Raw genomic sequence first — 23,315 nt, forward strand, 5'->3', positions numbered from 1 at the left:
GTGTCCTGTTTTAAACAACAAATTTAGGAATGCAAGAAATCATGGCTCGTCAAACCCCAATTTCTCGTTACCGTAACATTGGTATTTCAGCACACATTGATGCTGGTAAAACCACGACTACTGAACGTATCTTGTTCTACACAGGTGTATCTCACAAAATTGGTGAAGTGCATGATGGTGCAGCAACAATGGACTGGATGGAACAAGAGCAAGAACGTGGTATTACCATTACTTCAGCTGCTACCACTTGTTTCTGGTCTGGTATGGGTAAACAATATCCAGAACACCGTGTAAACGTAATTGACACCCCAGGACACGTTGACTTCACAATCGAAGTTGAGCGTTCTATGCGTGTTCTTGACGGTGCATGTATGGTTTACTGTGCTGTAGGTGGTGTTCAACCTCAGTCAGAAACTGTATGGCGTCAAGCAAATAAATATAAAGTGCCTCGTTTAGCATTCGTGAACAAGATGGACCGTACTGGTGCAAACTTCTTCCGCGTTGTTGAACAAATGCGTACGCGTTTGGGTGCACACCCTGTACCTGTAGTTATCCCTGTTGGCGCTGAAGAAAACTTCACCGGCGTTATCGATTTGATCGAAATGAAACAGATCATTTGGGATGAAGCTTCTCAAGGTATGCAGTTCGAATACGGTGAAATCCCGGCCGATCTTCAAGAACTTGCTGAAGAATGGCGTACAAACATGGTTGAAGCTGCGGCTGAAGCATCTGAAGAATTGATGGATGAATACCTAAACAATGGCGATTTGACAAAAGAACAAATCGTTGCTGGTATTCGTGCTCAAACTTTGGCTTGCGAAATCCAACCAATGCTTTGTGGTACTGCATTCAAAAACAAAGGTGTTCAACGTATGTTGGATGCTGTGATTGATTTCTTACCATCGCCTACAGAAGTTAAGCCTATCGAAGGTATTCTTGACGACAAAGCTGAAACTAAAGCGATTCGTGAAGCATCTGACGAAGCTCCGTTCTCTGCACTTGCGTTCAAAATCATGAACGACAAATTCGTAGGTAACTTAACTTTCGTACGTGTTTATTCTGGTGTGCTTAAACAAGGCGACCCAGTATACAACCCAGTGAAATCTAAACGTGAACGTATCGGCCGTATCGTGCAAATGCATGCGAACGAACGTCAAGACGTTGAAGAGATCCGCGCTGGTGACATCGCTGCATGTGTAGGTCTTAAAGACGTTACCACTGGTGATACACTTTGTGATGAGAAAAACATCATTACACTTGAGCGTATGGAATTCCCTGAGCCAGTAATTTCTTTAGCTGTAGAGCCTAAGACAAAAGCTGACCAAGAGAAAATGTCTATCGCACTTGGTCGCTTGGCTAAAGAAGATCCATCGTTCCGTGTTCGCACAGACGAAGAATCTGGTCAAACAATTATTGCTGGTATGGGTGAGCTTCACCTTGACATTCTTGTTGATCGTATGAAACGTGAATTTAACGTTGAAGCGAACATTGGTAAACCAATGGTTGCTTACCGCGAAACAATCAAAAAGACTGTTGAGCAAGAAGGTAAATTTGTACGTCAAACGGGTGGTAAAGGTAAATTCGGTCATGTATATGTTCGTTTAGAGCCTATGAATGTCGAAGAAGCTGGTAAAGAATACCTATTCGCTGAAGAAGTCGTAGGTGGTACTGTACCTAAAGAATTCTTTGGTGCGGTTGACAAAGGTATTCAAGAACGTATGAAGAATGGTGTATTGGCTGGTTACCCTGTTGTGGGTATCAAAGCGACATTATTCGATGGTTCTTACCATGATGTCGATTCTGATGAATTATCGTTCAAAATGGCGGGTTCTTATGCCTTCCGTGATGGTTTCATGAAAGCGGATCCAATCCTTCTTGAACCTATCATGAAAGTTGAAGTAGAAACTCCAGAAGACTACATGGGCGATATCATGGGTGACTTAAACCGTCGTCGCGGTATGGTTCAAGGTATGGACGATTTACCTGGTGGTACTAAAGCAATTAAAGCTGAAGTTCCATTGGCAGAGATGTTTGGTTACGCAACTTCTATGCGTTCTATGTCTCAAGGTCGTGCGACTTATTCTATGGAATTTGCAAAATATGCTGAAACTCCACGTAACGTGGCGGAAGGCATCATTTCTAAATTCCAATCTGGCGGTAAAAAAGGTGACGACGAGTAATCTTTCGATTACTATAAGCCCAAACTAATTCATAGTTAAAAACCAAGTGCTCATGCAGTAACCCTGCATGAGTAGTTATAAAAGGAAGCTCTCATGGCTAAGGCTAAGTTTGAACGTAATAAGCCACACGTAAACGTGGGTACAATTGGTCACGTCGACCATGGTAAAACAACTTTAACTGCTGCAATTGCAACGATTTGTGCAAAAACTTACGGCGGTGAAGCTAAAGATTACGCAGCAATTGACTCTGCACCAGAAGAAAAAGCGCGTGGTATTACCATTAATACTTCACACGTAGAATACGATTCTCCAACTCGTCACTACGCTCACGTAGACTGTCCAGGTCACGCCGATTATGTTAAAAACATGATCACTGGTGCTGCTCAAATGGACGGCGCGATCCTTGTATGTGCTGCGACTGATGGTCCTATGCCACAGACTCGTGAACACATCCTTCTTTCTCGTCAGGTTGGTGTACCTTACATTCTTGTATTCCTTAACAAGTGTGACCTTGTTGATGATGAAGAATTACTTGAATTGGTAGAAATGGAAGTTCGTGAACTTCTTTCTACTTATGACTTCCCAGGTGATGACACTCCAATCATCCGTGGTTCAGCGCTTCAAGCATTGAATGGTAATGAAGGTCCGTATGGCGAATCTGCTGTAATCGAATTGGTTGCTGCGCTTGATTCTTACATTCCTGAACCAGAACGCGCAATCGACAAAGCATTCTTGATGCCAATCGAAGACGTATTCTCAATTTCAGGTCGTGGTACTGTAGTAACAGGCCGTGTTGAATCTGGTATCGTTAAAGTTGGCGAATCAGTTGAAATCGTTGGTATTAAAGATACAGTTGTAACGACTGTAACTGGCGTAGAAATGTTCCGTAAATTGCTTGACGAAGGTCGTGCTGGCGAGAACTGTGGTGTTCTTCTACGTGGTACTAAACGTGAAGACGTTCAACGTGGTCAAGTACTGGCTAAACCAGGTACAATCAAACCGCATACTAAATTTGACGCAGAAGTATACGTACTTTCTAAAGAAGAGGGTGGCCGTCATACTCCATTCCTTAACGGTTACCGTCCACAATTCTATTTCCGTACAACTGACGTAACTGGCGCAATCCAATTACAAGAAGGCGTGGAAATGGTAATGCCTGGTGACAACGTTGAAATGTCAGTAGAATTGATCCACCCAATCGCAATGGACCCAGGTCTACGTTTTGCGATCCGTGAAGGTGGTCGTACAGTGGGTGCTGGTGTAGTTGCTAAAGTAACTCTATAATCAGTATTGATTGTATAAAAAGCGCTCCTTTGGGGGCGCTTTTTTATGGCTAATATTTTTTTACTTGGGTTTTTAAGTCAAAAATAATTTCACTTATCATTTTTTCCCTTGCGTCAAAATAAAGTAGCACTTTATTTCTCCTCATGTCCTTAACTGATATTTTCCTGACCTTATCTGCACTTATAGCAAATTTTTAAATACGTAATATAGGAATTAAGAAAAACAAACATAAGTGAATTGAGCAATATTATTTTGCTAGATAGGAGTAAAAGTCATGAATGCAAAGGTCAATATCACCAATCGTGCAGGTGCAAGCTTTCCTGTACGTCGAATGAATTTCGATTTTAATAATGTGCCAGAATACTGGATGAATGGCTCGCCAGGTCTTACCCATTTTATGACGGCATTGTCTGCATTATTTCCGGCAGGTGAAAAATTTTTTATTGAAAGTGTTCGAGCTGTTCGCCACCATCCTGCTATTAAAGATAATCAGCACTTACAAAAAGAAATCAGTGCATTTATTGGTCAAGAAGCCATGCATACCCATGAGCATGTCGGTTTTAATGCTTCAGCACAAAAATATGGGCATGATATTGCTGCTTTAGAATCCAAAACAGATAGTGTGATTCAAACTTTCCGTAGAATATTTGTAAAAATGGCAAAACCTTTAGGTATTACGCAGGAAATGATTGATTTAACTGCAACTACCGCACTTGAGCATTTCACCGCCACTATTGCGTCTGAATTGCTGCGTAATCCGCATATTCAAGAGCTGATGACGGACCAGACGATGGCAACCATGTGGGCGTGGCATGCAATTGAAGAAAATGAACATAAAGCGGTAGCCTACGATGTTTTTGAGGGCGTGTTTGGTCGAGGTCTTAAAGCCTATATATTACGTACCAGCTCTTTAAGCTTAGCAATGGTAATTCTTTTTATCACTCAATCCTATTTTCTTGCACGCTTATTAAAAGAGGATAAACAGCTAAATCTGAAATCATTAAAAGAAATTTATGCTTATGCCTATAAACCCTCTACAGGCATTATTGCCGGCATGGGTAAGGAAATGCTGGCTTATTTTAAACCAGGTTTTCATCCGAATGATTTGGATACTGTCAGTTTGCTAGACACTTGGAAAATTAAATTAGGTTTTTAAGCAGTATTAACTATTGGGGCAATAAATATTGCCTTTTTTCTCGATTTTTTATGCAAAGTTTCTATAATGCGAAACTTCTGGTATTTAAAAGATGAACGAAGATGATTCGTTTAATGCAAAAAGCGGATGTAAGTCGCATCACGCAAATTGAGCAATTGGTACAAAGCCATCCATGGACGGCAAAACAGTTTGAAGAATCCATTGATTCTTATATTAGTACCGTGATTGAGCATCAAGGACAGGTGGTCGGTTTTTGTATCTTGCAACCTGTGTTGGATGAAGCCAATCTTTTACTGATGGCCATTCATCCGAGTCAGCAGGGTAAGGGGTTAGGTTATCAATTGCTTGAAGCTTCAATTGCCCAATTGAAAAATAATCCGCTGCAAATTTTTTTAGAAGTGCGAGAAAGTAATCAAACTGCGGTTGCATTGTATGAAAAAGCCGGCTTTCATCAGATTGATTTACGTAGAAATTATTATCCCAATCCTGATGGCTCACGCGAGCATGCCATTATTATGGTGAAATCATGCAGTGATGATTTTTCACAGCTTTTTAAATAACTAATACTATTTGATAATTGGGTTATTCCATCCAGAGGGCAATGTCGTCATGAGCGAGTTTCCCAATTGTTGAATTTCTTCTTGATTGAGCAAACGGTTTAATCGGCGCCATTGTCCATCAATCAGTAGCTCCAAAGGTACATATTGAGATTTGTAATTCATTTTATTGGAATGCGGCACCCAATAACCTAAATAAACATAAGGCAAATTTAAAGCTCGTGCATGTTCAATTTGTTTAAGTACTGCAAATACACCGAGTGAACGTCGACTCTCATCAGGATCGAAAAAAGTATAAACCGCAGAAACTCCATCATCTAAAGGATCACAACTTGATACGCAAATAAGTTTGTCATCTTTCCAGAATTCGAGAAAAAAACTGTCCGTGCAGCTATGCACTAAAAATTTTTCGAATTGATCTAGGCTAGGGGGGAACATATCGCCATCGGCATGACGCTCATTGATATAGCGTTCATACAAGGCATAATGAAGATCAGATGCATCCGCAGTACGCGTAATTTTGATGCTTAGGTCTTGATTGCGTTTCCAGGCTTTTTTTTGCGTACTGTTCATGTGAAAATCAGCAACAGGTACGCGACTAGATAAGCATTGACGGCATAAGTGACATTCAGGACGATAAACAAAATCGCCACTACGACGAAAACCGACTCGAGAAAGTTCAGATAGACTGACCACGTCAATGCGATGTGCAGGATCTAAAAAGACCATCCGCGCTGATTTATTTTCCAGGTAACTACAGCTATGCGGTGGGGTAATATAATACTGTAAATCATTCAATAGGGACTTTGGGTGATACGAATTCATAGCAAGATCCCTCTGTTATTTTCATTCAATTAATTGTGCGTGTTGCGCTATTGTTTTACTTGAAAATACACCCTCTTGATATTTTTTCCAATCTATAGAGGGCTGTTTAACAACATCTTGTAACGAATTAAGATACGCTTGGCGAGAAAGTGTGCAAGCACCCAAGCTTAAAAGGTGGTCATTGACCAGTTGGCAGTCAATCCAAGGGAGATGATTTTCCTGACCAATGAGCATTAAAGTATAAAAAGCCATTTTAGAAACATCAGTTTGGGTGCTAAACATTGATTCACCAAAACAGCCACGTCCAATGGTCACGCCATACAAACCACCCACCACTTTGCTTTCATCCCAAACCTCAATACTATACCCATAGCCTGCATCAAATAATTGGCAGTATCCATCAATAATCTCTTCAGAAATCCAGGTATCTTCCGCATAACTGCGTGGTAGGGAGCAGGAACGAATGACGTGTTCAAACGCTTGATTAATTGTAATTTTATAATCAAACTTTTTCATATTGCGAATTAAGGACTTGCTAGGATGATAATCTAGCGGACGGATAACGCAACGTGGTTCAGGGCTCCACCAGCAAATAGGCTCGCCCTCACTAAACCATGGAAACAGACCGTGAGTATAAGCTTCAAAAAGCGTAGCAGGGGAGAGGTCGGCACCGATGCAAATTAACCCCTGATCATCGGGATCAGCTTCGATGGGATCGGGAAAAATAAATTCTGAGGGTGCTAATGGATGCATGGGATTCAGCCTGAACGAAAAGAAAAACTCGCAATAAGCGGTTGTGATTTTTATCATACAAAAAACCGCCCAGTGAAGGACGGTTTTTATTGAGTTGAATTGATTTGTTTAAATCAGTCAGCTAAAGCATCAAGATATTTTTCAGCATCCAGCGCAGCCATACAGCCTGAACCCGCTGAGGTAATCGCCTGACGGTAAACGCTATCCGCAATATCACCGGCAGCAAATACACCGGCTACAGAAGTAGCAGTCGCATTACCTGCTGTACCACTGTGAACTTGAATATAACCATCTCGTAAGTTCAATTGACCTTCAAACATGCCGCTGTTTGGCTTATGACCAATGGCAACAAATAAGCCGGTGACTTCTACATCTTGCTTAGAGCCATCTTGAGTCGATTGCAGACGAACAGCAGTTACCCCTGACTTGCTGTCACCCAGAACTTCATCTACCTGATGATTCCAGATGATGCTGATTTTGCCTTCTTTCTCTTTCTCGAACAGATGGTCTTGCAGAATTTTCTCTGAACGCAAAGAATCACGACGGTGAACTAAAGTCACGTGTGAAGCAATGTTTGAAAGATATAAGGCTTCTTCAACCGCAGTATTACCGCCACCCACAACCATAACTTTTTGGTTTTTATAGAAGAAACCGTCACAGGTTGCACATGCGCTGACACCTTGACCCATGAATGCAGCTTCAGATTCAAGACCCAAATATTGTGCAGTAGCGCCAGTTGCAATAATTAATGCATCACAAGTGAACTCTTCCATATCGCCTTTTAAAACGAATGGACGAACGCTTAAATCAACTTCGTTGATATGGTCATAGACAATCTCTGTACCAAAGCGTTCAGCATGCGCCTGCATACGCTCCATGAGTGCAGGGCCTGTTAAACCTTCAGGGTCACCCGGCCAGTTGTCGACTTCAGTTGTCGTGGTCAATTGACCACCCAATTGTAAGCCTGCAATCAGCATTGGCTTTAAGTTGGCACGTGCAGCATATACAGCTGCGCTATAACCAGCCGGGCCTGAACCTAGAATAATCAAACGTGAGTGACGAGCGCTCATTCGCGGCATCCTTTTTTTATTTAGAAATTTGTGAAATTATACGTGAAACTCGATAACAGTTGTGTGCGTTCGATGTCGATATTATTGATCATTGAAATCGATTTGAGCTATATACAATAACCATGCGGTGCTAGATACTGCATTGATAGTATAGGCATCCACAGCCTATACATAATATTGCATCTTTTTCCTTGGAACAGGTGCATAATATCGAGTTTAATTGCGAAACTATTTTGTCTTAGTTTCTTACAAAAACATGAATGAAAAATTGGTTACAGGACAGTATATGACTGCGGTGTCGAGTGCTTACGCACAGCGCTTAATAATGACATTATTTTTAGTCTCTTTTGGAATTTATTTATTCCTTGCAACAGTGACTTATACGCCTTTTGATCCAGGCTGGATGCATATTTCCAGTGATACACAGCAGGTATCGAATGCCAGCGGTGTGGCAGGTGCCTGGATTGCAGATTTACTGTTCGGTTTTTTGGGGTGGGCAAGTTTACTCATTCCAATCTTTCTATTTGTCGAGGCAATTCAGGTCTGGTGGCCGTATAGCTTTTTGAATAAGCCTTTCCGTTATGCTGCACAGTTCTTTATTTTACTGGCGACAGCAAGTTTACTGTATTTATTTTGGCAAGTTCCGGCAGATACGCTAGACAATGCATCTGGCGGTATTATTGGTTATGAATTGGGGCAAAGTCTGTCTCAAATTTTAACGATTTATGGTGCGACCTTATTTCTAGTGGTGTTTTGGGTGGTGCTATTTACCCTGGCATTTGGAGTGAAGTGGAATAAAACATGGGTTACGCTTAAAGCGACTCCTGCTTATTTACAAGACTTATTCTATAAAAATGTTCCGGAAAGCGAGTCTGCATTTGATCGTACGGCACCTGAAATCAAAAAATCAGTGGCCAGTGTCAAACAAAAAATAGCTACAGAAACTTTAACACCTGCTCCAGAACATCGTGAAATTCCAGAGACCTCATCTCTGGTGCGAGATCAGGCTGCGGAACGCTTGTTTAACGATATGGTAGAAAAAGAACAATATGCACAACAGCAACTCATTGATGCTGAAGATGAAGCAGAATTCGCACAAGTCTTGGAAAAAGCACATCGCCTAGAAGAAAATACTCGACGTGTGGTGGCAACCGGTGAAGTTTGGCGTGCATTAAACTCGGATGAAAATCAAAAACATAAACAAGATATTGATGCCTTGTTAAAAGCTGCAGAAGAATCTGATCTGCATACACCAAATGAACATTTTAAGACATTTGTACATGAGCAGCCTGCATCAATCGCTACACCACAGTCTAAACAGAATTTGGACTGGGATGATGATGAAATTTTTGATGAATTACTTGCCGCTGTTCCCAATGGAAAAACAGCGACGGATGTGCATACCCCATTTAATCATGTAGACAGTGAATCTTTGCTCTCTAGTGTTGAAGAAAAGATTGTAATTGCACCTACTCTAGCAGCTTCATCTTCGAACCATCCTACACCTAAGAATATAGCCTTAGATAATGAGTTTGATGGACTTGATGATCTATTGGTCGATGATTTGCTGATTGATGATATTGAAGAAAAACCTGCTCCAGTACGTAGTACCAGTAGTTATGCGCAATCTTCAGCCTTTATAAGCAGCCAAATAAAGACCCAGATTCAGCAACCGATTATTTCGGAAGATGAAAAAGCTTTAATTTCATCAAATAAAGATGTGTTCCGTGAAGTGTGGCAGGAAACGGCAGGTAAACCCGTCGAGGAAGATGAGTTCGATTTTGATGCACCATTAACCGATGCCTCAGGTCGTCCGATGTCACTTGCGATGCAGGTTGCGGCACGTCGTAAAGATTTGTCCCCATTACCGGGACTGGATTTACTGGATAAAGTTGATCCAAATAAAAAAGTGAACTTTACTGCTGAACAGTTAGCGCGTTTATCTGAACTTTTAGAGATTAAACTGCAAGAGTTTAATGTCAAAGCCAAAGTGGTTGAAGCACAACCCGGGCCTGTGGTAACGCGTTTTGAGCTGGATTTGGCACCAGGGGTGAAGGCGTCTAAAGTCACCAATATTTCCCGCGATCTTGCACGTTCTATGTCAATGGCCTCGGTTCGTGTGGTTGAAGTGATTCCGGGTAAACCATATATCGGAATTGAAGTACCGAATAGTGCCCGTGAAATGGTACGTCTGATTGAGTTGCTGACCATTCCTGCTTTTACCGACCCCAATAGCATTCTTTCGATGGCGATGGGTAAAGATATTTCGGGTAATCCGGTCATTGCTGACTTAGGTAAAGCACCGCATATGCTGGTCGCAGGGACAACCGGTTCAGGTAAATCGGTGGCAGTGAACTCGATGATCTTATCGATGCTGTTAAAATATACGCCTGACCAGTTACGTTTAATTTTGATTGACCCGAAACAGCTGGAACTTGCCAACTATAACGATATTCCACATTTACTTACGCCAGTCGTGACTGACATGAAAGATGCCGTCAATGCATTAAACTGGTGTGTCAATGAAATGGAACGTCGCTACAAGCTGATGTCTTACTTGAAGATTCGTAAACTCAGTGACTACAACCGCAAGGTCGATGAAGCGATTGCCAATGGTGAAGACTTAATTGATCCGACTTGGAAAGCGAGCGACTCAGTTGTAGGAGAGCGTGCACCACGTTTAACGCCGTTACCATCCATTGTGATTGTTGCCGACGAATTTGCCGACATGATTATGCAGGTAGGTAAAAAAGCTGAAGAGATGATTACCCGTTTGGCGCAAAAATCTCGTGCAGCTGGTATTCACTTGTTACTTGCAACTCAGCGTCCATCGGTGGATGTGATTACCGGGTTGATTAAAGCCAATATTCCAACCCGTGTGGCTTTACGGGTAAACAGTAAAATTGACTCACGGACTATTTTGGATGCGGGTGGTGCAGAGGACCTATTAGGTCATGGTGACATGCTGTTCCTTGGACCGGGTAAAATTGAGCCTGAACGTGTTCATGGAGCTTTTATTTCCGATGATGAAGTAAACAATATCTGTGATGCATGGCGTGAACGTGCTGCTCCGAATTATGTCGATGAAATTCTGACGCCTTATGATGAAGAACCAACTTCACGTGGTCTTGAAGATGGTGATGGTGGTTCGGATCGAGATGCTTTATATGACCAATGTGTGTCTTTTGTTCTGGAAACACGCAAGGCTTCAACCTCGTCGTTACAGCGTAAGTTTAGCCTTGGTTATAATCGTGCTGCACGTATTATTGATCAGATGGAAGAAAATGGAATTGTTAGTAGTATGGGTGCCAACGGTAAACGTGAAATTTTAGTCTAAATTTCTATACTGAGTTCAAGGCCTGCTTATGCAGGCCTTTTTCTGGACATTAAAAATACTTATTTTAAAGTTACATGCATAATCATGAAGGCGATAAAGATTATTCACGTCAGGTAAGGAAAATGAAATTTAGGGATGAAAAATAGAGAATGAATATGGTAATGGCTTTGTTTCCATTAATTATTTTAATTGCCATGGGTTATATCTTTAAAAGGATACAGTTTTTAACGGATGAATTTTGGCGTGGCGCTGAAAAACTGAATTACTTGATTTTATTTCCGGTATTACTTTTTAATAATCTGGCTTATATAAAACTGGAACTTGCAACCTTTGCTCAGGTGCTATTAGCTCTATTTATTGTCATCATTATGAGTACTTTAATGCTGTGGATAGCGAAAGCGTTATTTCATATTCCTATCGCGCGTTTTGGCGTGTATGTGCAAAGTCACATTCGTTTTAATACCTATATGGGTTTATCCATTATCTTATTACTGTTCGGCGCTCAGGGCATGCAAATTTTTGCCATGATGATTGCACTGACAATCCCTTTGGTCAATGTGATTTCAGTGCTGGCTTTTTCCCAAGGGCAGGGTCTAAAGCCAACACAAATTCTACTTTCTTTGATAAAAAACCCCTTGATCCTGGGCTGTGTGGTTGGAATTGTTTTTAATCTGCTGCAATTGTCATTATTTTCTGGTGTGGAACAATTGTTTAAGATTTTAGCCAGTATGAGTTTGCCATTGGGATTAATTTCTGTAGGCGCTGCCTTACAGTTTGCAGAATTGAAACATGATTATTCAAGACTCTTGTTGAATACTTTGGGACGTTTATTGCTAATGCCATGTTTAGCTTATTTGATTTGTTCTGTATTAAATTTAAATCATTTTGAAACCACTATATTGGTGGTCTTTTTTGCTTTGCCTACTGCCTCTGCTTCTTATATTTTAACCCGTTATTTTCAGGGGGACAGTCAACTGATGGCAGGTATTATTAGTCTACAAACACTATGTTTTGCAGTCACGTTTCCTGTACTAATGATATTGCTAACTTAATGTGATTGTCTTGGCTTCTCATAAAAAGCCTGTCGGTATTATTTAAACAAACAGACTTTTTTGTTTTTTAGCGGTACTTTTATAAATTAGGCAAACTTAGCCAAAACTTCTAAGAAGCCTTCGCTTTGACGAGGGTATTCAGCAATCACATCATGAATGCGTTGGCCTTCAGGATTGGTTGCATTGACATCATGACCATCGGCAACGAATTGCGTCAATAAGCGTTCATAGTCATTTGGACGCATATGTTTGAATGCGTGATAAAGTACGTGAAAATCGGCATTCACTCCTGCAGGAGGAAGCTGTGTTAAATAGGCAAATACACGCTCGTCTGACCATTCTTCATTGAACGTTGCTGGCTGAGATAATGCCATCGCAATCTCTCCTTGGTAAATTGAATAAAATAAAAAAGCAAAATATGAAGGACAAGAGAAAGTAGTTTTGCTTGACCGGGCCAACTGTGAAGCACAGCTTCTCATCTTGCGGCTGGGCAAGTCCTTAAAGCATTGCTTTAAGTTTGCTGATCCAGTCCATTCGAAGCACAGCTTCTCATCTTGCGGCTGGGCAAAGTAGTACTTTACTGATCCAGCCTCATATTTTGCCTTGATTCAATTTGCTTGACTAATCAGAATTCAGATTATCGCTCTTCAGGCAAATTGATATTCATTTCTAACATTTCGATGTTTGCTTCAGAACGAACAGACATTTGAATATGCTGCTCATCTACACCACGAACGTAACGATTGACCACCTGCATGATTTCTTTCTTCATTTGGTCAATTTTGTCTTGGCTTAAGCGTTTACCTAAACCTTGCTCAGAGGCAACAATTACTTTTAAGCGATCTTTAGCAGTTTGTGCGCTTGAAGGTTTATCATCGTTGCTGAATAATTTACTCCAGAATCCTGCCATTTCTTACGCTCCAAATAATCGTGCTAACCAACCTTTAGGTTTTACCGAAATGTGACGGTAAGGACGTTCTTCACCCAAAAAGCGTGCTACAAGGTCATCATAAGCCTGACCTGCTGCATCTTCAGTAAACAGAATCACTGGTTTACCTTCATTTGATGCTTGTAATACGCTTGGACACTCAGGAATGACACCCAGTGTTGGTACGCGTAAAATATCTTTAGAAATATCGTCAATCGTTAACATTTCTTGTTTATCAGCACGTTCTGGATTGAATCGTGTAATACACAAATGTTTACGGATACGACCTTCGTTTTGTTCTACTTTTTTGGTTTTGCTGTCGAGCATTCCAATAATGCGGTCAGAGTCACGTACTGAAGAAATCTCAGGATTAGTCACAATGATCGCTTCATCGGCATGGTACATCGCCATGATTGCACCGCGCTCGATTCCCGCAGGTGAGTCACAAATAATGTAATCAAATTCTTGCGAAAGTTCATCCATTACACGTGCGACACCCTCATCTGTCAAGGCATCTTTATCACGGGTTTGTGATGCAGGAAGGATATATAAGTTCTCAATATCTTTATCGCGAATAAGCGCTTGTTGAAGACGAGCTTCGTTATTTAAAACATTCACAAAATCATAAACAACACGGCGTTCACAACCCATGATTAAATCTAGGTTACGTAACCCCACGTCAAAATCGATCACAACAGTTTTGTGACCGCGAAGGGCTAAACCTGTTGCAAAAGATGCACTAGTCGTAGTTTTACCTACACCACCTTTGCCTGATGTTACGACAACAATTTTCGCCACCGAATCCACTCCTGTTATGGTTCAAATCCCCTTTTAGATATGGGGCTTTTGGTGTTTATTTATACATTAAAACTCGAGAACTTCAAACATAAGTTCTTGTTGATCATTCAAGCAAATATGCACAGCTTTTTTGAGGACATGCTGTGGAATGTCATCTGCTACACAATATGTACCTGCAATCGATACCAGTTCTGCTTCTAGGGAATGACAGAAAATACGTGCTGCACCGTTCCCGCCTACGCCGGCGATGACTCTACCACGCGCGCTACCATAAATATGTATATTTCCTGAAGCAATGACTTCAGACCCGCTATTAATGCCTGCATTAAGAATAATATCGCCATGATCTTGTACCAAGCATTGACCGGTGCGCAGAATTTCATCGTGATAAGAGGTCACATGACTCACCACACGGGCAGGTTTTTCCTCTGATTTCTCTGAATTTTCCGCTTCATTATTACTGGTAGTGTCGGCTTCTACTTCAACGACCTGTTCTTTAGTCGGTTTAATACGTTGCAACGGTTTAGTGTCTGAAGGCAGAACAGGAAATTGAATTGCGCGCGCTTGATCAGCAAGTAAACCTTCAGTTACAGCCATAGGTTGTACTTCTAGGCTGATCAATAATTGAATTAAGGCAATAAGTTCTTGGTCAACTGAACTTTCGATCACAACTAATGTACCCGGTGGAAATGCTTTTTGTAGCATTGGCGCGAGTTGCTGGCGGATTGCATCATGATCATTGGTATCTAAGTTAATGCGAATCGCATTGACCATTCTGCCCTTTATCCGTATATCAGCCATAATTATTCCTTAATACTTCTGACTCATTCATTTTATGTCGAAGTGATGTTGTAAATAGAGCAAATCCTAGAACAAATTGAATGATTTCTCTAGCAACGTTTTAAATATTTTTATCTGATGATCATTCTTTAACTTGATCATGTTGTTCCAGCATTTGTTGCCATTGCTTTACTTTAACCTGTTGACGAATCGCTTCTAAGCTCTCAAAAACGGCAGACTCAACCAGTTTTTCAACATGGATATTATTTTCAAACTGTATTTGACTGATTCTATTCGAAATTTCTAAATAAGTCAGATTTTCTTTGTTTTTATTACTTTGAGCGAAAGGCTCAATCAGCCCTTGGGTAATATTTTCACCCAAACGTTGCCCAATACTTTGAATCTGCTGTTCTATACGTCCACCCACAATCGGAATTAGACGTAATAATTGTGTTAATTCAGGCGTATCTTCAATCGCCTGATTCACAATACTTCCGACATTTTTTGCAATGGTTACTCTTTGCGCTTGCAACTCTTTGCCCAAAGATTCTTGTAAAATATCGGCAAGGGCAGTGGCGAACATTTCACGGTGATGGGCGACCAAATCTTCAATCAGTTTTTTATGCGTGGTACTGGTGGAAAGTTCATGTTTTATACTATCTAAAACAGTAATTACAATACGGCTAGTGAGTTCCTCGAGCACCAGATGGTAATAAAATTTGGCACGCTTATACCAACTATCAGGAATCACTTTATAGCCATGTTCATGCAGGTTGTAGGCGATTGAACCGGCACGTAATAAACGCAAAAAACGCAGTTGTGGAATAATCGACAGAATTTCATACCAATGAATAAAAGGAAAGAAAAACCAGCGTTTATGATGTTGCCCGATGATGGCAATTCCCCAACGGATCAGCAGTTCAATCACAAGAAAACTGGTAAACCAACTTTCGGTAATAATTACCCAAGGACGTAATTCTGTCCTATAAAACTGCAATAGTTCAGGAAGATGGATAAAGTTAAATAACCAACCACCAAAATCACTCATGAGAATGGCATTGGCACTTAAGCAAAACAAGTTGATGATGATCAAAAGCATCATAAAAATGTCATAGCACAGTGCAACTTTCCAGCCCCAAGAATCTTTTTTCACGAAATGAAAGGTTGGCTTGGCTATTTTGTCATCTTGCTTCATTTTCTTCCTTAAATGTTATTTATGCTTTTGCAGCCAAGTCTTGTTTCATGCGTTCAATTAGTTGATCTTTCTCAGTCCATAATTCATCGACCCATTGCTGAAAGTGTTCACGATATTCAGCATCCTCTTCGTAATTGCCACTTAAAGCCCAATCTGGAATCTCAATTTTACGCAAATTGACTGCAATACGATTAACATCACCCAACCAAAAATCGCCATAGCCTGGTGCGCCATCAGGATAAACAATGGTCATATCTACCAGGGCATCAATTTTGTCACCTAAAATATTTAGGGCCAAAGCTAAGCCACCCGCTTTAGGTTTGAGGAGGTGCTTATAGGGAGATTGCTGTGCGTCATGTTTCTCTGGGGTAAAACGCGTACCTTCTAAATAGTTCAGCAAGGTAAAAGGTTGACTCAATAATTGTTCACAGGCCTTGCGTGATTCTTCTATATCACGTGTTTTGAGCTCTGGATTTTTAGCAATTTGTTCCTTGCTATGACGTTTCATCATTGGAAAACCCAAGATTTTAAAGGCTTGTCCAACGAACGGAATAAAGATCAGTTCCCACTTGGTAAAGAAACGGGTCAGGGGCATACGGGTTAAACCAAAATATTGATTCACCGTAGTGTCGACCCAGCTTTGATGGTTACAGGTCATCAGGTAACGACCCTGCATGCTCAGATCTAAATCGTCATCAATACTAATATCCCATTTTAAATGAGGTAAGACATGATCGATCAGCCAATTATTGACACCGAGCCAACTGTTGGTAATCTGAATATTAGTTTCGTCTACTTTACGTGATTTTTTGACCAGTTTAGTCAAGCCCAATGCAAGCACTGGAGGGCCATGAAAAAACGTACTTCCGGTAATCACTGAGCCTACAGTTAATCCACGAGATAATTTTTTTAATATAGATTGCTTCTTGATTTGCGATGACATAGAAGAACGGTCCTAAAGATGAAGTCGCCTAATTTTTTTCACCATTTAATATAATTGTAGAATTTAAAATTAAAAAGCCTATTCATATAACTATGTAGAAATTGTGACCAAGGGATCTTGATCACCCGCATAGATTATTACAAAATGTAACTGGGGCTTATATTATTTACAAAAAATCAATGGTATGCCCATTTTTTTTAATTCATCATTCCACTATACGATAAAACACAAGAAGGAGGCATGCAATGCGTGCACTAGCAATTTCAGCAGTAGTAGGGGCAATGGTATTATCAGGTTGTTCGACAACAGGTAATAACTTAGGTGGCGTAGAATATGACAAAACTGCTTTAGGTGGCTTAATTGGCGCTGCAGCAGGTTATGGTATTTCCAAAGGCAATGCTAATACCAGTGCACAAAATAATCGTGCAGCAGCAATTGGTGCTGTAGTGGGCGGTGCTGCGGGTGTTTATCTGGACAACAAAGAGAAAAAACTTCGTCAACAGATGGCTGGTACGGGTGTAGACGTAAACCGTAATCCAGATGGTTCTGTCGGTTTAGTAATGCCTGGTAGCATTACTTTTGATACCAACAAATCAAATATCAAGCCGAACTTCTATGCTACTTTGAACAAAGTTGCGCAAACTTTAACTGAAGATAACAAGAGCGGTATTTTGGTAACCGGTTATACCGATAGTTCAGGTAATGACTCAATCAATATTCCACTGTCTCAAGCACGTGCACAATCAGTAGCTAGCTATCTTGCATCTAAAGGTGTTTCTACTTCACGCATTAATGCACAAGGTCAAGGTTCAGCGAACCCGATCGCAAGCAATTCAACTGCAGCAGGTAAAGAACAAAACCGTCGTGTAGAAATTAGCATTTACGCAGTTCAATAAGTTTTACTGAATGTATAAAAACCACCTTCGGGTGGTTTTTTTATAAATGTCAAACCTGTATTTTAGGTTATGAAAGTTTGTCTGACCCGACTATAATCTAGCTCGAATCAAAACGAGGAAATCCTATGTCGTCGGCAAGTCAACTCAATGACAAGCAACTTGAAGCCATGAAATACACTCAAGGACCCTTGTTAGTACTTGCAGGGGCTGGGTCAGGTAAAACATCCGTAATCACACGAAAAGTTGCCCATTTGGTTCAGAACTGCGGTATTCCTGCATATCGTATTACTGCAATGACCTTTACCAACAAAGCTGCACGTGAAATGAAAGAGCGTGTCGGAAAATTATTGTCTCGTGAAGAGGCCAAAGGTCTTTCAGTTTCGACTTTCCACACCTTCGGTTTGAATTTACTGCGTCTAGAACTGAAACATACACCCTTAAAAAATAATTTTTCAATTTTAGATGCCGATGATTGCAAGCGCATTCTGATGGACTTAATGCATCGTGATAATTTGTCCGGTGCCGAAAGTAAAGAACTGATTGCCAAAGCCATGAGAATGATTTCGGACTGGAAAAATGATCTGATTCCACCCGAACAAGCGCATACCACATGCGAAACAGCAGAAGACGTGCAATTTGCGCATTTGTATCAACTGTATGAGCGCAACTTGCGTGCCTATAATGCGGTCGATTTCGATGACTTGATTGTAATGCCGACCCGTTTATTACAAGAAAATGCCGAAGTCCGGGATAAGTGGCAAAACCGTGTTCGTTACCTGTTGGTCGACGAATATCAAGATACCAATACTGCGCAGTATATTCTGGTCAAACTGCTGGTTGGTGTGATGGGTCAATTCACCGCGGTAGGGGATGATGATCAGTCGATCTATGCATGGCGTGGTGCAAAGCCTGAAAATATGGCGTTGTTGAAGGAAGATTTTCCTAATTTAAAAGTGATCAAACTCGAGCAGAATTATCGTTCGACCAGTCGTATTTTAAAAGCTGCCAATACAGTCATTGGTAACAATCCACATATTTTTGAAAAAAAGCTCTGGTCAGATAAAGGTCATGGTGAAGTGATTCGTGTCATTACTTGCCGTAATGATGATGATGAAGCTGAACGCGTGGTTAAAGATATCATCACTCATAAGCTGATGAATGGCAAAAGCTGGAAAGATTATGCGATTTTATATCGGGGTAATTTCCAGGCTCGTGTTTTAGAAACACAACTACGTCAAATGCAAATTCCGTATAAATTATCTGGTGGTCAGTCATTCTTTGGTCGTGCTGAAATCAAAGACATAATGAGTTATTTACGTATCATCATTAATCCAGAAGATGACAGTGCTTTTTTGCGCATTATTAATACGCCTAAACGTGCGATTGGTCCGGTGACTTTGGAGAAGTTGGGATTATTCGCGCAGGAAAATCATCTGTCATTATTAACAGCAGCGGGTGATCAGCGCTTGACCATGGTGATTCCGAAAAAAGCCACCACACAACTGGCAGAATTTGCCGATTTTATTGGTAGCTTCACCCGTAACTTGCTGGAAGATGACGAGCCAGTGCCGATTATTCGTCAGATGATGCTTGAAGCCGGCTATATCGATTACATTAAAGAGCAGGCAGCAACACCCGCGCAAGAAAAAACCAAGCTCGATAATATTGAAATTTTGTACAGCAGCATTCAAAGTCTGATTAATCGCGCTGAAGATGTCGATGAAAAAAACATTGAAAGTGTGATTCGTAAAATGGTGTTGCTGGATATGCTCGAGCAGCAGAAGGAAGAAGAAGATACCGACAAGGTTAATTTACTGACTTTGCATGCTTCAAAAGGTCTTGAATTTCCTTATGTATATCTGATTGGTCTGGAAGAAGAATTACTACCGCATAAAAATTCGATTGCTGCAGAAACCGTTGAGGAGGAGCGCCGTTTAATGTACGTGGGAATTACTCGCGCACGGCAAGGCTTAACCATTACGCTGGCCGAACAGCGTAAAAATGGCGGACAAATGAAGCAAATGACCCCAAGTCGCTTTCTGGATGAATTGCCGCAAGATGATTTGGACTGGCTGGGTCGCAAGAAAAAATTGGCAGGTAATATTGATCCAAAATTACAAGCACAGCATTATCTCGAAAATTTACGTGCGCTAATTAAGCGTTAATCCACTCTTTAAACCATGCAATTAGGAAAGAACAGATGAAAGTTCAAGTGAAAGTACTCGATACACGGTTAGGCAGTCAATGGCCTTTGCCAACCTATGCGACTTCGGGTTCAGCAGGTTTAGATTTACGTGCTTGTGTAGAAGAAGCTACTGTCATTGAACCAGGTCAGACTGTATTGGTTAAAACAGGTCTAGCTATTTATATTGAAGATACTCAATTTGCAGGTTTGATTTTACCGCGTTCGGGCTTAGGTCATAAACACGGCATTGTTCTAGGTAATCTTGTCGGTTTAATCGATTCAGACTATCAGGGCGAATTGATGGTATCGGTCTGGAACCGTAGCCAAACAGCATTTACTTTAGAGCCAGGTGAGCGTTTAGCTCAATATGTACTTGTTCCTGTAGTGCATGCTGAATTTGAACAAGTCGATGAGTTTGTTGGGACTGAACGTGGGTCAGGTGGTTTTGGTCATACCGGTAAAGGCTAAACTATAAATTGAGTTTAAAGAATTTATAACCTGATAAATGAACAGTAATATTTGTTTTTTTATCAGGTTATATTCTTTATTTTATATAATTTTTGTATTAGAAACTTTAACTCCCTTTATAATAAAAGAATTCGTAAACAAAGATTTACAATACTTACACCAGAAGTATTGCTTTTATCTTTAGGTGAAATCTGGTTTAATTTTTTTTAAATTAATGATATTTAAATGAAAATATTTAATAATATTTGTCTTAAAATTAAATAAAAGATTTTTTTCGAATAAATATAATCTTTTTTATATAATTATTTGTAAGATTTTTTTGCCGCTGATTAAAAATATGAAATACTTTTATAATGCTAATCTTCTCTTTTAAAGTGATGCACTGGTTATGAATACTGACCTTATTAAATTTTCCATAAAGTTCTAATTTTATGGCCTACTCCTAAGTAGCAGATGTCATCATGAATTTTGAAAATAAAAAATTCCCATTACAAATTTTTCGTGCCTATGATATTCGTGGAAAAATATCACTTTTGACACCTGAAATTGTTAAAGCGATTGCCTATGGATTGATTGCTCAATATCTTAAGGTGGGGCAGACGCGACTTGCTATTGGTTATGATGCGCGTTTAACCAGTCCGCAATATGCAGAAATCATCAGACAGGTGTGTGAAGAAAAAGGACTGCATGCGACTATCATTGGTTGTTGTTCAACGCCATTATTATATTTTATTGCACGCCAATTCGGTGGCAATGGAATCATGCTGACCGCCAGTCATAATCCTAAAACAGATAATGGAATTAAGTGGATCATTCAAAATGAACCACCCTGTCCAGCAATGATTGAACAAGTCGGTATAAGTGCTAGTAGCGTTTTTGATCCATTACAAAAATTAGTGACCAAACCTGTTCAGCATGAAGTCGTTATTGAATATTGTCTCGAATATCAGCAAGCATTATTACAAGATATCCAGTTAAAGCGTCCTTTTAAAGTGGTACTCGATGGTTTAAATGGTTCGGCAGGGCGCTGTGCGGCATTGGTGTTAAAAAAATTAGGTTGTGAAATCACAACCATCCGATGTGAAGCGAATGGTGATTTTCCCGATCATGCACCAGACCCTTCACAAGAAAAACATCTTGTTGAATTACGAAAAACTGTACTTGAGCAGCAAGCAGATATCGGAATTGCGTTGGATGGTGATGGTGATCGCCTGGTATTAATTGATGAATATGGTGCTATTATTTCAGCAGATCGATTATTGGCTTTATTTTCTGAAATGTGTTTGAAAACGCATCCCGGTCATGAAGTTGTTTATGATGTGAAATGTTCGACCATGGTCAGGAATACCGTTCATCAATTAGGTGGACAGGCGAAAATGATTCGTACAGGCAGTTCCTTCTTGCGTACTTATATGTCGCAATCTAAAGGAAAAGCGGTTTTTGGTGGAGAATACGCAGGTCATTATGTTTTTAATGACGGGCGTGGTTTTGGCTATGATGATGGTTTATATGCAGCCTTACGTGTGCTGGAATATTTGAGTCAACAACCAGGTTTAACCCTATCAAAAGCATTGCGGGTTTATCCTGAGCGCAGTTGCACTGAAGACCTTTATATTAGTACCCATAGTGAAGAACCTACAGCGGTATTACATGATGTTGAGGTTAAAAGTCAGAATTTAGGTGCACAATTAAGTAAAATTGATGGTGTGCGACTTGATTTTGAAGATGGATTTGGCATTATTCGAGCATCGAATACCGGTGAATATTTTACAGTACGCTTTGATGCGGACAATCCTGTAAGATTAAACGCGATTCGACACACATTTGTTTCCATGTTAAGTGACCGATATCCTAAAATCGCACAAGACATTTTAGATGCTCAATAAGGAGAGGCGAATGCCACATCAGCATACTGGCATCGACAAAGCACAAATTTTGACTGAAGCTTTGCCGTATATTCAACGTTTTGCGGGTAAGACGCTAGTAGTGAAATATGGTGGCAACGCAATGACCGACCCGGAGCTGGAAAGCTCGTTTGCACGTGATATTGTATTGTTGAAAACCGTCGGTTTAAATCCAATCGTGGTGCATGGCGGTGGTCCACAAGTGGATTCATTCTTGAAGCAACTCGGTCGTGAATCTGACCGTATTGATGGCATGCGTGTAACCGATCCTGCAACCATGGAAGTGGTTGAAATGGTTTTGGGCGGTAGTGTGAACAAATCTATCGTCAACCTGATTAATCAACATGGCGGTCGTGCTATTGGGTTAACCGGTAAAGACGGTAATTTACTTCGCGCTCAAAAGCTGTTGATGGAGAAAACGGCGGAAGACGGCACAGTAAAACAGATTGATCTTGGCTTGGTCGGTGAAGTCATTGGTGTGAAAACTGACGTACTTGAAATGTTCACGAACAGCGATTTCATTCCTGTGATTGCACCACTGGGTGTAGATGATGAAGGTAATACTTACAACATCAATGCCGATTTAGTCGCGGGTAAAGTGGCTGAAGCCTTGGGTGCAGAAAAGCTCATTCTTCTGACCAACATTACTGGTGTTCTTGACGAAAATAAAAACTTGCTCACAGGTCTAACCACTCAGGAAGTCGATCGTTTGATTGAAACCGGCGTGATTTACGGTGGTATGATTCCTAAAGTCGGTTGTGCACTGGATGCAGTGAAAGGAGGCGTAGTCAGCGCGCATATCGTGGATGGTCGTGTTCCACATGCAACCTTATTGGAAATCTTCACTGATCATGGGGTAGGGACCTTAATTACCAACCGTGCCAAGCACTAAATGAATCACTTTAAAAAGCCTCCTTGTGAGGCTTTTTTTATTGCTTTGATTAGACTAACTTATATAGAATTTTGAATGAAATTAATTATTTGAGTATTATTCCTGAACTAAT

Annotated in this window: 20 protein-coding genes; 11 read left to right on the forward strand and 9 right to left on the reverse strand. The window is 40.6% G+C overall.

What is annotated here, in order from left to right; genetic code table 11:
- The first annotated feature begins 41 nt into the window (after positions 1 to 41).
- The 4 genes from fusA (at position 42) to rimI (ending at position 5,180) form a co-directional block, all read left to right on the forward strand.
- Positions 42 to 2,180, forward strand: coding sequence for an elongation factor G (gene fusA / locus AC3CAU_RS06475; protein ID WP_131218521.1), 2,139 nt, complete (start codon positions 42 to 44; stop codon positions 2,178 to 2,180).
- A gap of 93 nt (positions 2,181 to 2,273) precedes the next feature.
- Positions 2,274 to 3,464, forward strand: coding sequence for an elongation factor Tu (gene tuf, locus AC3CAU_RS06480; RefSeq protein ID WP_131215160.1), 1,191 nt, complete (start codon positions 2,274 to 2,276; stop codon positions 3,462 to 3,464).
- A 274-nt stretch (positions 3,465 to 3,738) separates the two neighbouring features.
- Positions 3,739 to 4,620: a metal-dependent hydrolase gene (locus tag AC3CAU_RS06485; protein ID WP_447054090.1), complete on the forward strand. Its 882-nt coding sequence runs from the start codon at positions 3,739 to 3,741 to the stop codon at positions 4,618 to 4,620.
- A gap of 101 nt (positions 4,621 to 4,721) precedes the next feature.
- A complete protein-coding gene (gene rimI / locus AC3CAU_RS06490; protein WP_131215156.1) occupies positions 4,722 to 5,180 on the forward strand; it encodes a ribosomal protein S18-alanine N-acetyltransferase in 459 nt (152 codons plus the stop codon).
- Between the two features lie 6 nt (positions 5,181 to 5,186).
- On the opposite strand, the gene AC3CAU_RS06495 is transcribed toward rimI, so the two are convergent.
- From AC3CAU_RS06495 to trxB, 3 genes are all read right to left on the reverse strand, one after another.
- Entirely contained in the window at positions 5,187 to 6,002 is an 816-nt protein-coding gene (locus AC3CAU_RS06495; RefSeq protein ID WP_424622152.1) for an arginyltransferase, read from the reverse strand.
- Between the two features lie 21 nt (positions 6,003 to 6,023).
- The gene (gene aat, locus AC3CAU_RS06500) at positions 6,024 to 6,755 is read right to left on the reverse strand and encodes a leucyl/phenylalanyl-tRNA--protein transferase (protein WP_424622150.1); all 732 of its coding nucleotides are present in this window, start codon (positions 6,753 to 6,755) and stop codon (positions 6,024 to 6,026) included.
- 113 nt (positions 6,756 to 6,868) lie between these two features.
- Positions 6,869 to 7,825, reverse strand: coding sequence for a thioredoxin-disulfide reductase (gene trxB, locus AC3CAU_RS06505; RefSeq protein WP_447054091.1), 957 nt, complete (start codon positions 7,823 to 7,825; stop codon positions 6,869 to 6,871).
- Between the two features lie 286 nt (positions 7,826 to 8,111).
- On the opposite strand from trxB, the gene AC3CAU_RS06510 reads away from it, so the two are divergent.
- Positions 8,112 to 11,162 (forward strand): DNA translocase FtsK, encoded by a 3,051-nt coding sequence (locus tag AC3CAU_RS06510; protein WP_447054092.1) that lies wholly within the window; start codon positions 8,112 to 8,114, stop codon positions 11,160 to 11,162.
- Positions 11,163 to 11,311: 149 nt separating this feature from the next.
- The gene (locus AC3CAU_RS06515) at positions 11,312 to 12,214 is read left to right on the forward strand and encodes an AEC family transporter (protein WP_447054093.1); all 903 of its coding nucleotides are present in this window, start codon (positions 11,312 to 11,314) and stop codon (positions 12,212 to 12,214) included.
- An 86-nt stretch (positions 12,215 to 12,300) separates the two neighbouring features.
- On the opposite strand, the gene AC3CAU_RS06520 is transcribed toward AC3CAU_RS06515, so the two are convergent.
- The 6 genes from AC3CAU_RS06520 to yihG form a co-directional block, all read right to left on the reverse strand.
- The gene (locus AC3CAU_RS06520) at positions 12,301 to 12,588 is read right to left on the reverse strand and encodes a PA4642 family protein (RefSeq protein WP_447054094.1); all 288 of its coding nucleotides are present in this window, start codon (positions 12,586 to 12,588) and stop codon (positions 12,301 to 12,303) included.
- A gap of 263 nt (positions 12,589 to 12,851) precedes the next feature.
- Complete coding sequence (gene minE, locus AC3CAU_RS06525) at positions 12,852 to 13,124, reverse strand: cell division topological specificity factor MinE (RefSeq protein WP_004648029.1); 273 nt, start codon at positions 13,122 to 13,124, stop codon at positions 12,852 to 12,854.
- 3 nt (positions 13,125 to 13,127) lie between these two features.
- A complete protein-coding gene (gene minD, locus AC3CAU_RS06530) occupies positions 13,128 to 13,940 on the reverse strand; it encodes a septum site-determining protein MinD (RefSeq protein ID WP_067862937.1) in 813 nt (270 codons plus the stop codon).
- A gap of 66 nt (positions 13,941 to 14,006) precedes the next feature.
- Entirely contained in the window at positions 14,007 to 14,741 is a 735-nt protein-coding gene (gene minC, locus AC3CAU_RS06535) for a septum site-determining protein MinC (RefSeq protein WP_131215142.1), read from the reverse strand.
- Between the two features lie 121 nt (positions 14,742 to 14,862).
- Positions 14,863 to 15,915: a preprotein translocase subunit SecA gene (locus AC3CAU_RS06540; RefSeq protein ID WP_447054095.1), complete on the reverse strand. Its 1,053-nt coding sequence runs from the start codon at positions 15,913 to 15,915 to the stop codon at positions 14,863 to 14,865.
- A gap of 19 nt (positions 15,916 to 15,934) precedes the next feature.
- Complete coding sequence (gene yihG / locus AC3CAU_RS06545; RefSeq protein ID WP_131215138.1) at positions 15,935 to 16,858, reverse strand: 1-acylglycerol-3-phosphate O-acyltransferase, YihG family; 924 nt, start codon at positions 16,856 to 16,858, stop codon at positions 15,935 to 15,937.
- A gap of 245 nt (positions 16,859 to 17,103) precedes the next feature.
- Between yihG and AC3CAU_RS06550 the strand changes: the two genes are divergently transcribed.
- The 5 genes from AC3CAU_RS06550 to argB all read left to right on the forward strand — a co-directional run bounded on the left by AC3CAU_RS06550 (position 17,104) and on the right by argB (position 23,203).
- Entirely contained in the window at positions 17,104 to 17,754 is a 651-nt protein-coding gene (locus AC3CAU_RS06550) for a YiaD family glycine zipper/OmpA-like lipoprotein (RefSeq protein ID WP_131215136.1), read from the forward strand.
- 125 nt (positions 17,755 to 17,879) lie between these two features.
- Positions 17,880 to 19,919, forward strand: coding sequence for a UvrD-helicase domain-containing protein (locus AC3CAU_RS06555; protein ID WP_131215134.1), 2,040 nt, complete (start codon positions 17,880 to 17,882; stop codon positions 19,917 to 19,919).
- A 35-nt stretch (positions 19,920 to 19,954) separates the two neighbouring features.
- The gene (dut, locus tag AC3CAU_RS06560) at positions 19,955 to 20,407 is read left to right on the forward strand and encodes a dUTP diphosphatase (protein ID WP_447054096.1); all 453 of its coding nucleotides are present in this window, start codon (positions 19,955 to 19,957) and stop codon (positions 20,405 to 20,407) included.
- Between the two features lie 461 nt (positions 20,408 to 20,868).
- A complete protein-coding gene (locus AC3CAU_RS06565) occupies positions 20,869 to 22,293 on the forward strand; it encodes a phosphomannomutase/phosphoglucomutase (protein ID WP_131215130.1) in 1,425 nt (474 codons plus the stop codon).
- Between the two features lie 10 nt (positions 22,294 to 22,303).
- A complete protein-coding gene (gene argB / locus AC3CAU_RS06570) occupies positions 22,304 to 23,203 on the forward strand; it encodes an acetylglutamate kinase (RefSeq protein ID WP_447054097.1) in 900 nt (299 codons plus the stop codon).
- The last annotated feature ends 112 nt before the right edge of the window (positions 23,204 to 23,315 follow it).

This window comes from Acinetobacter sp. GG23 (assembly GCF_057766365.1).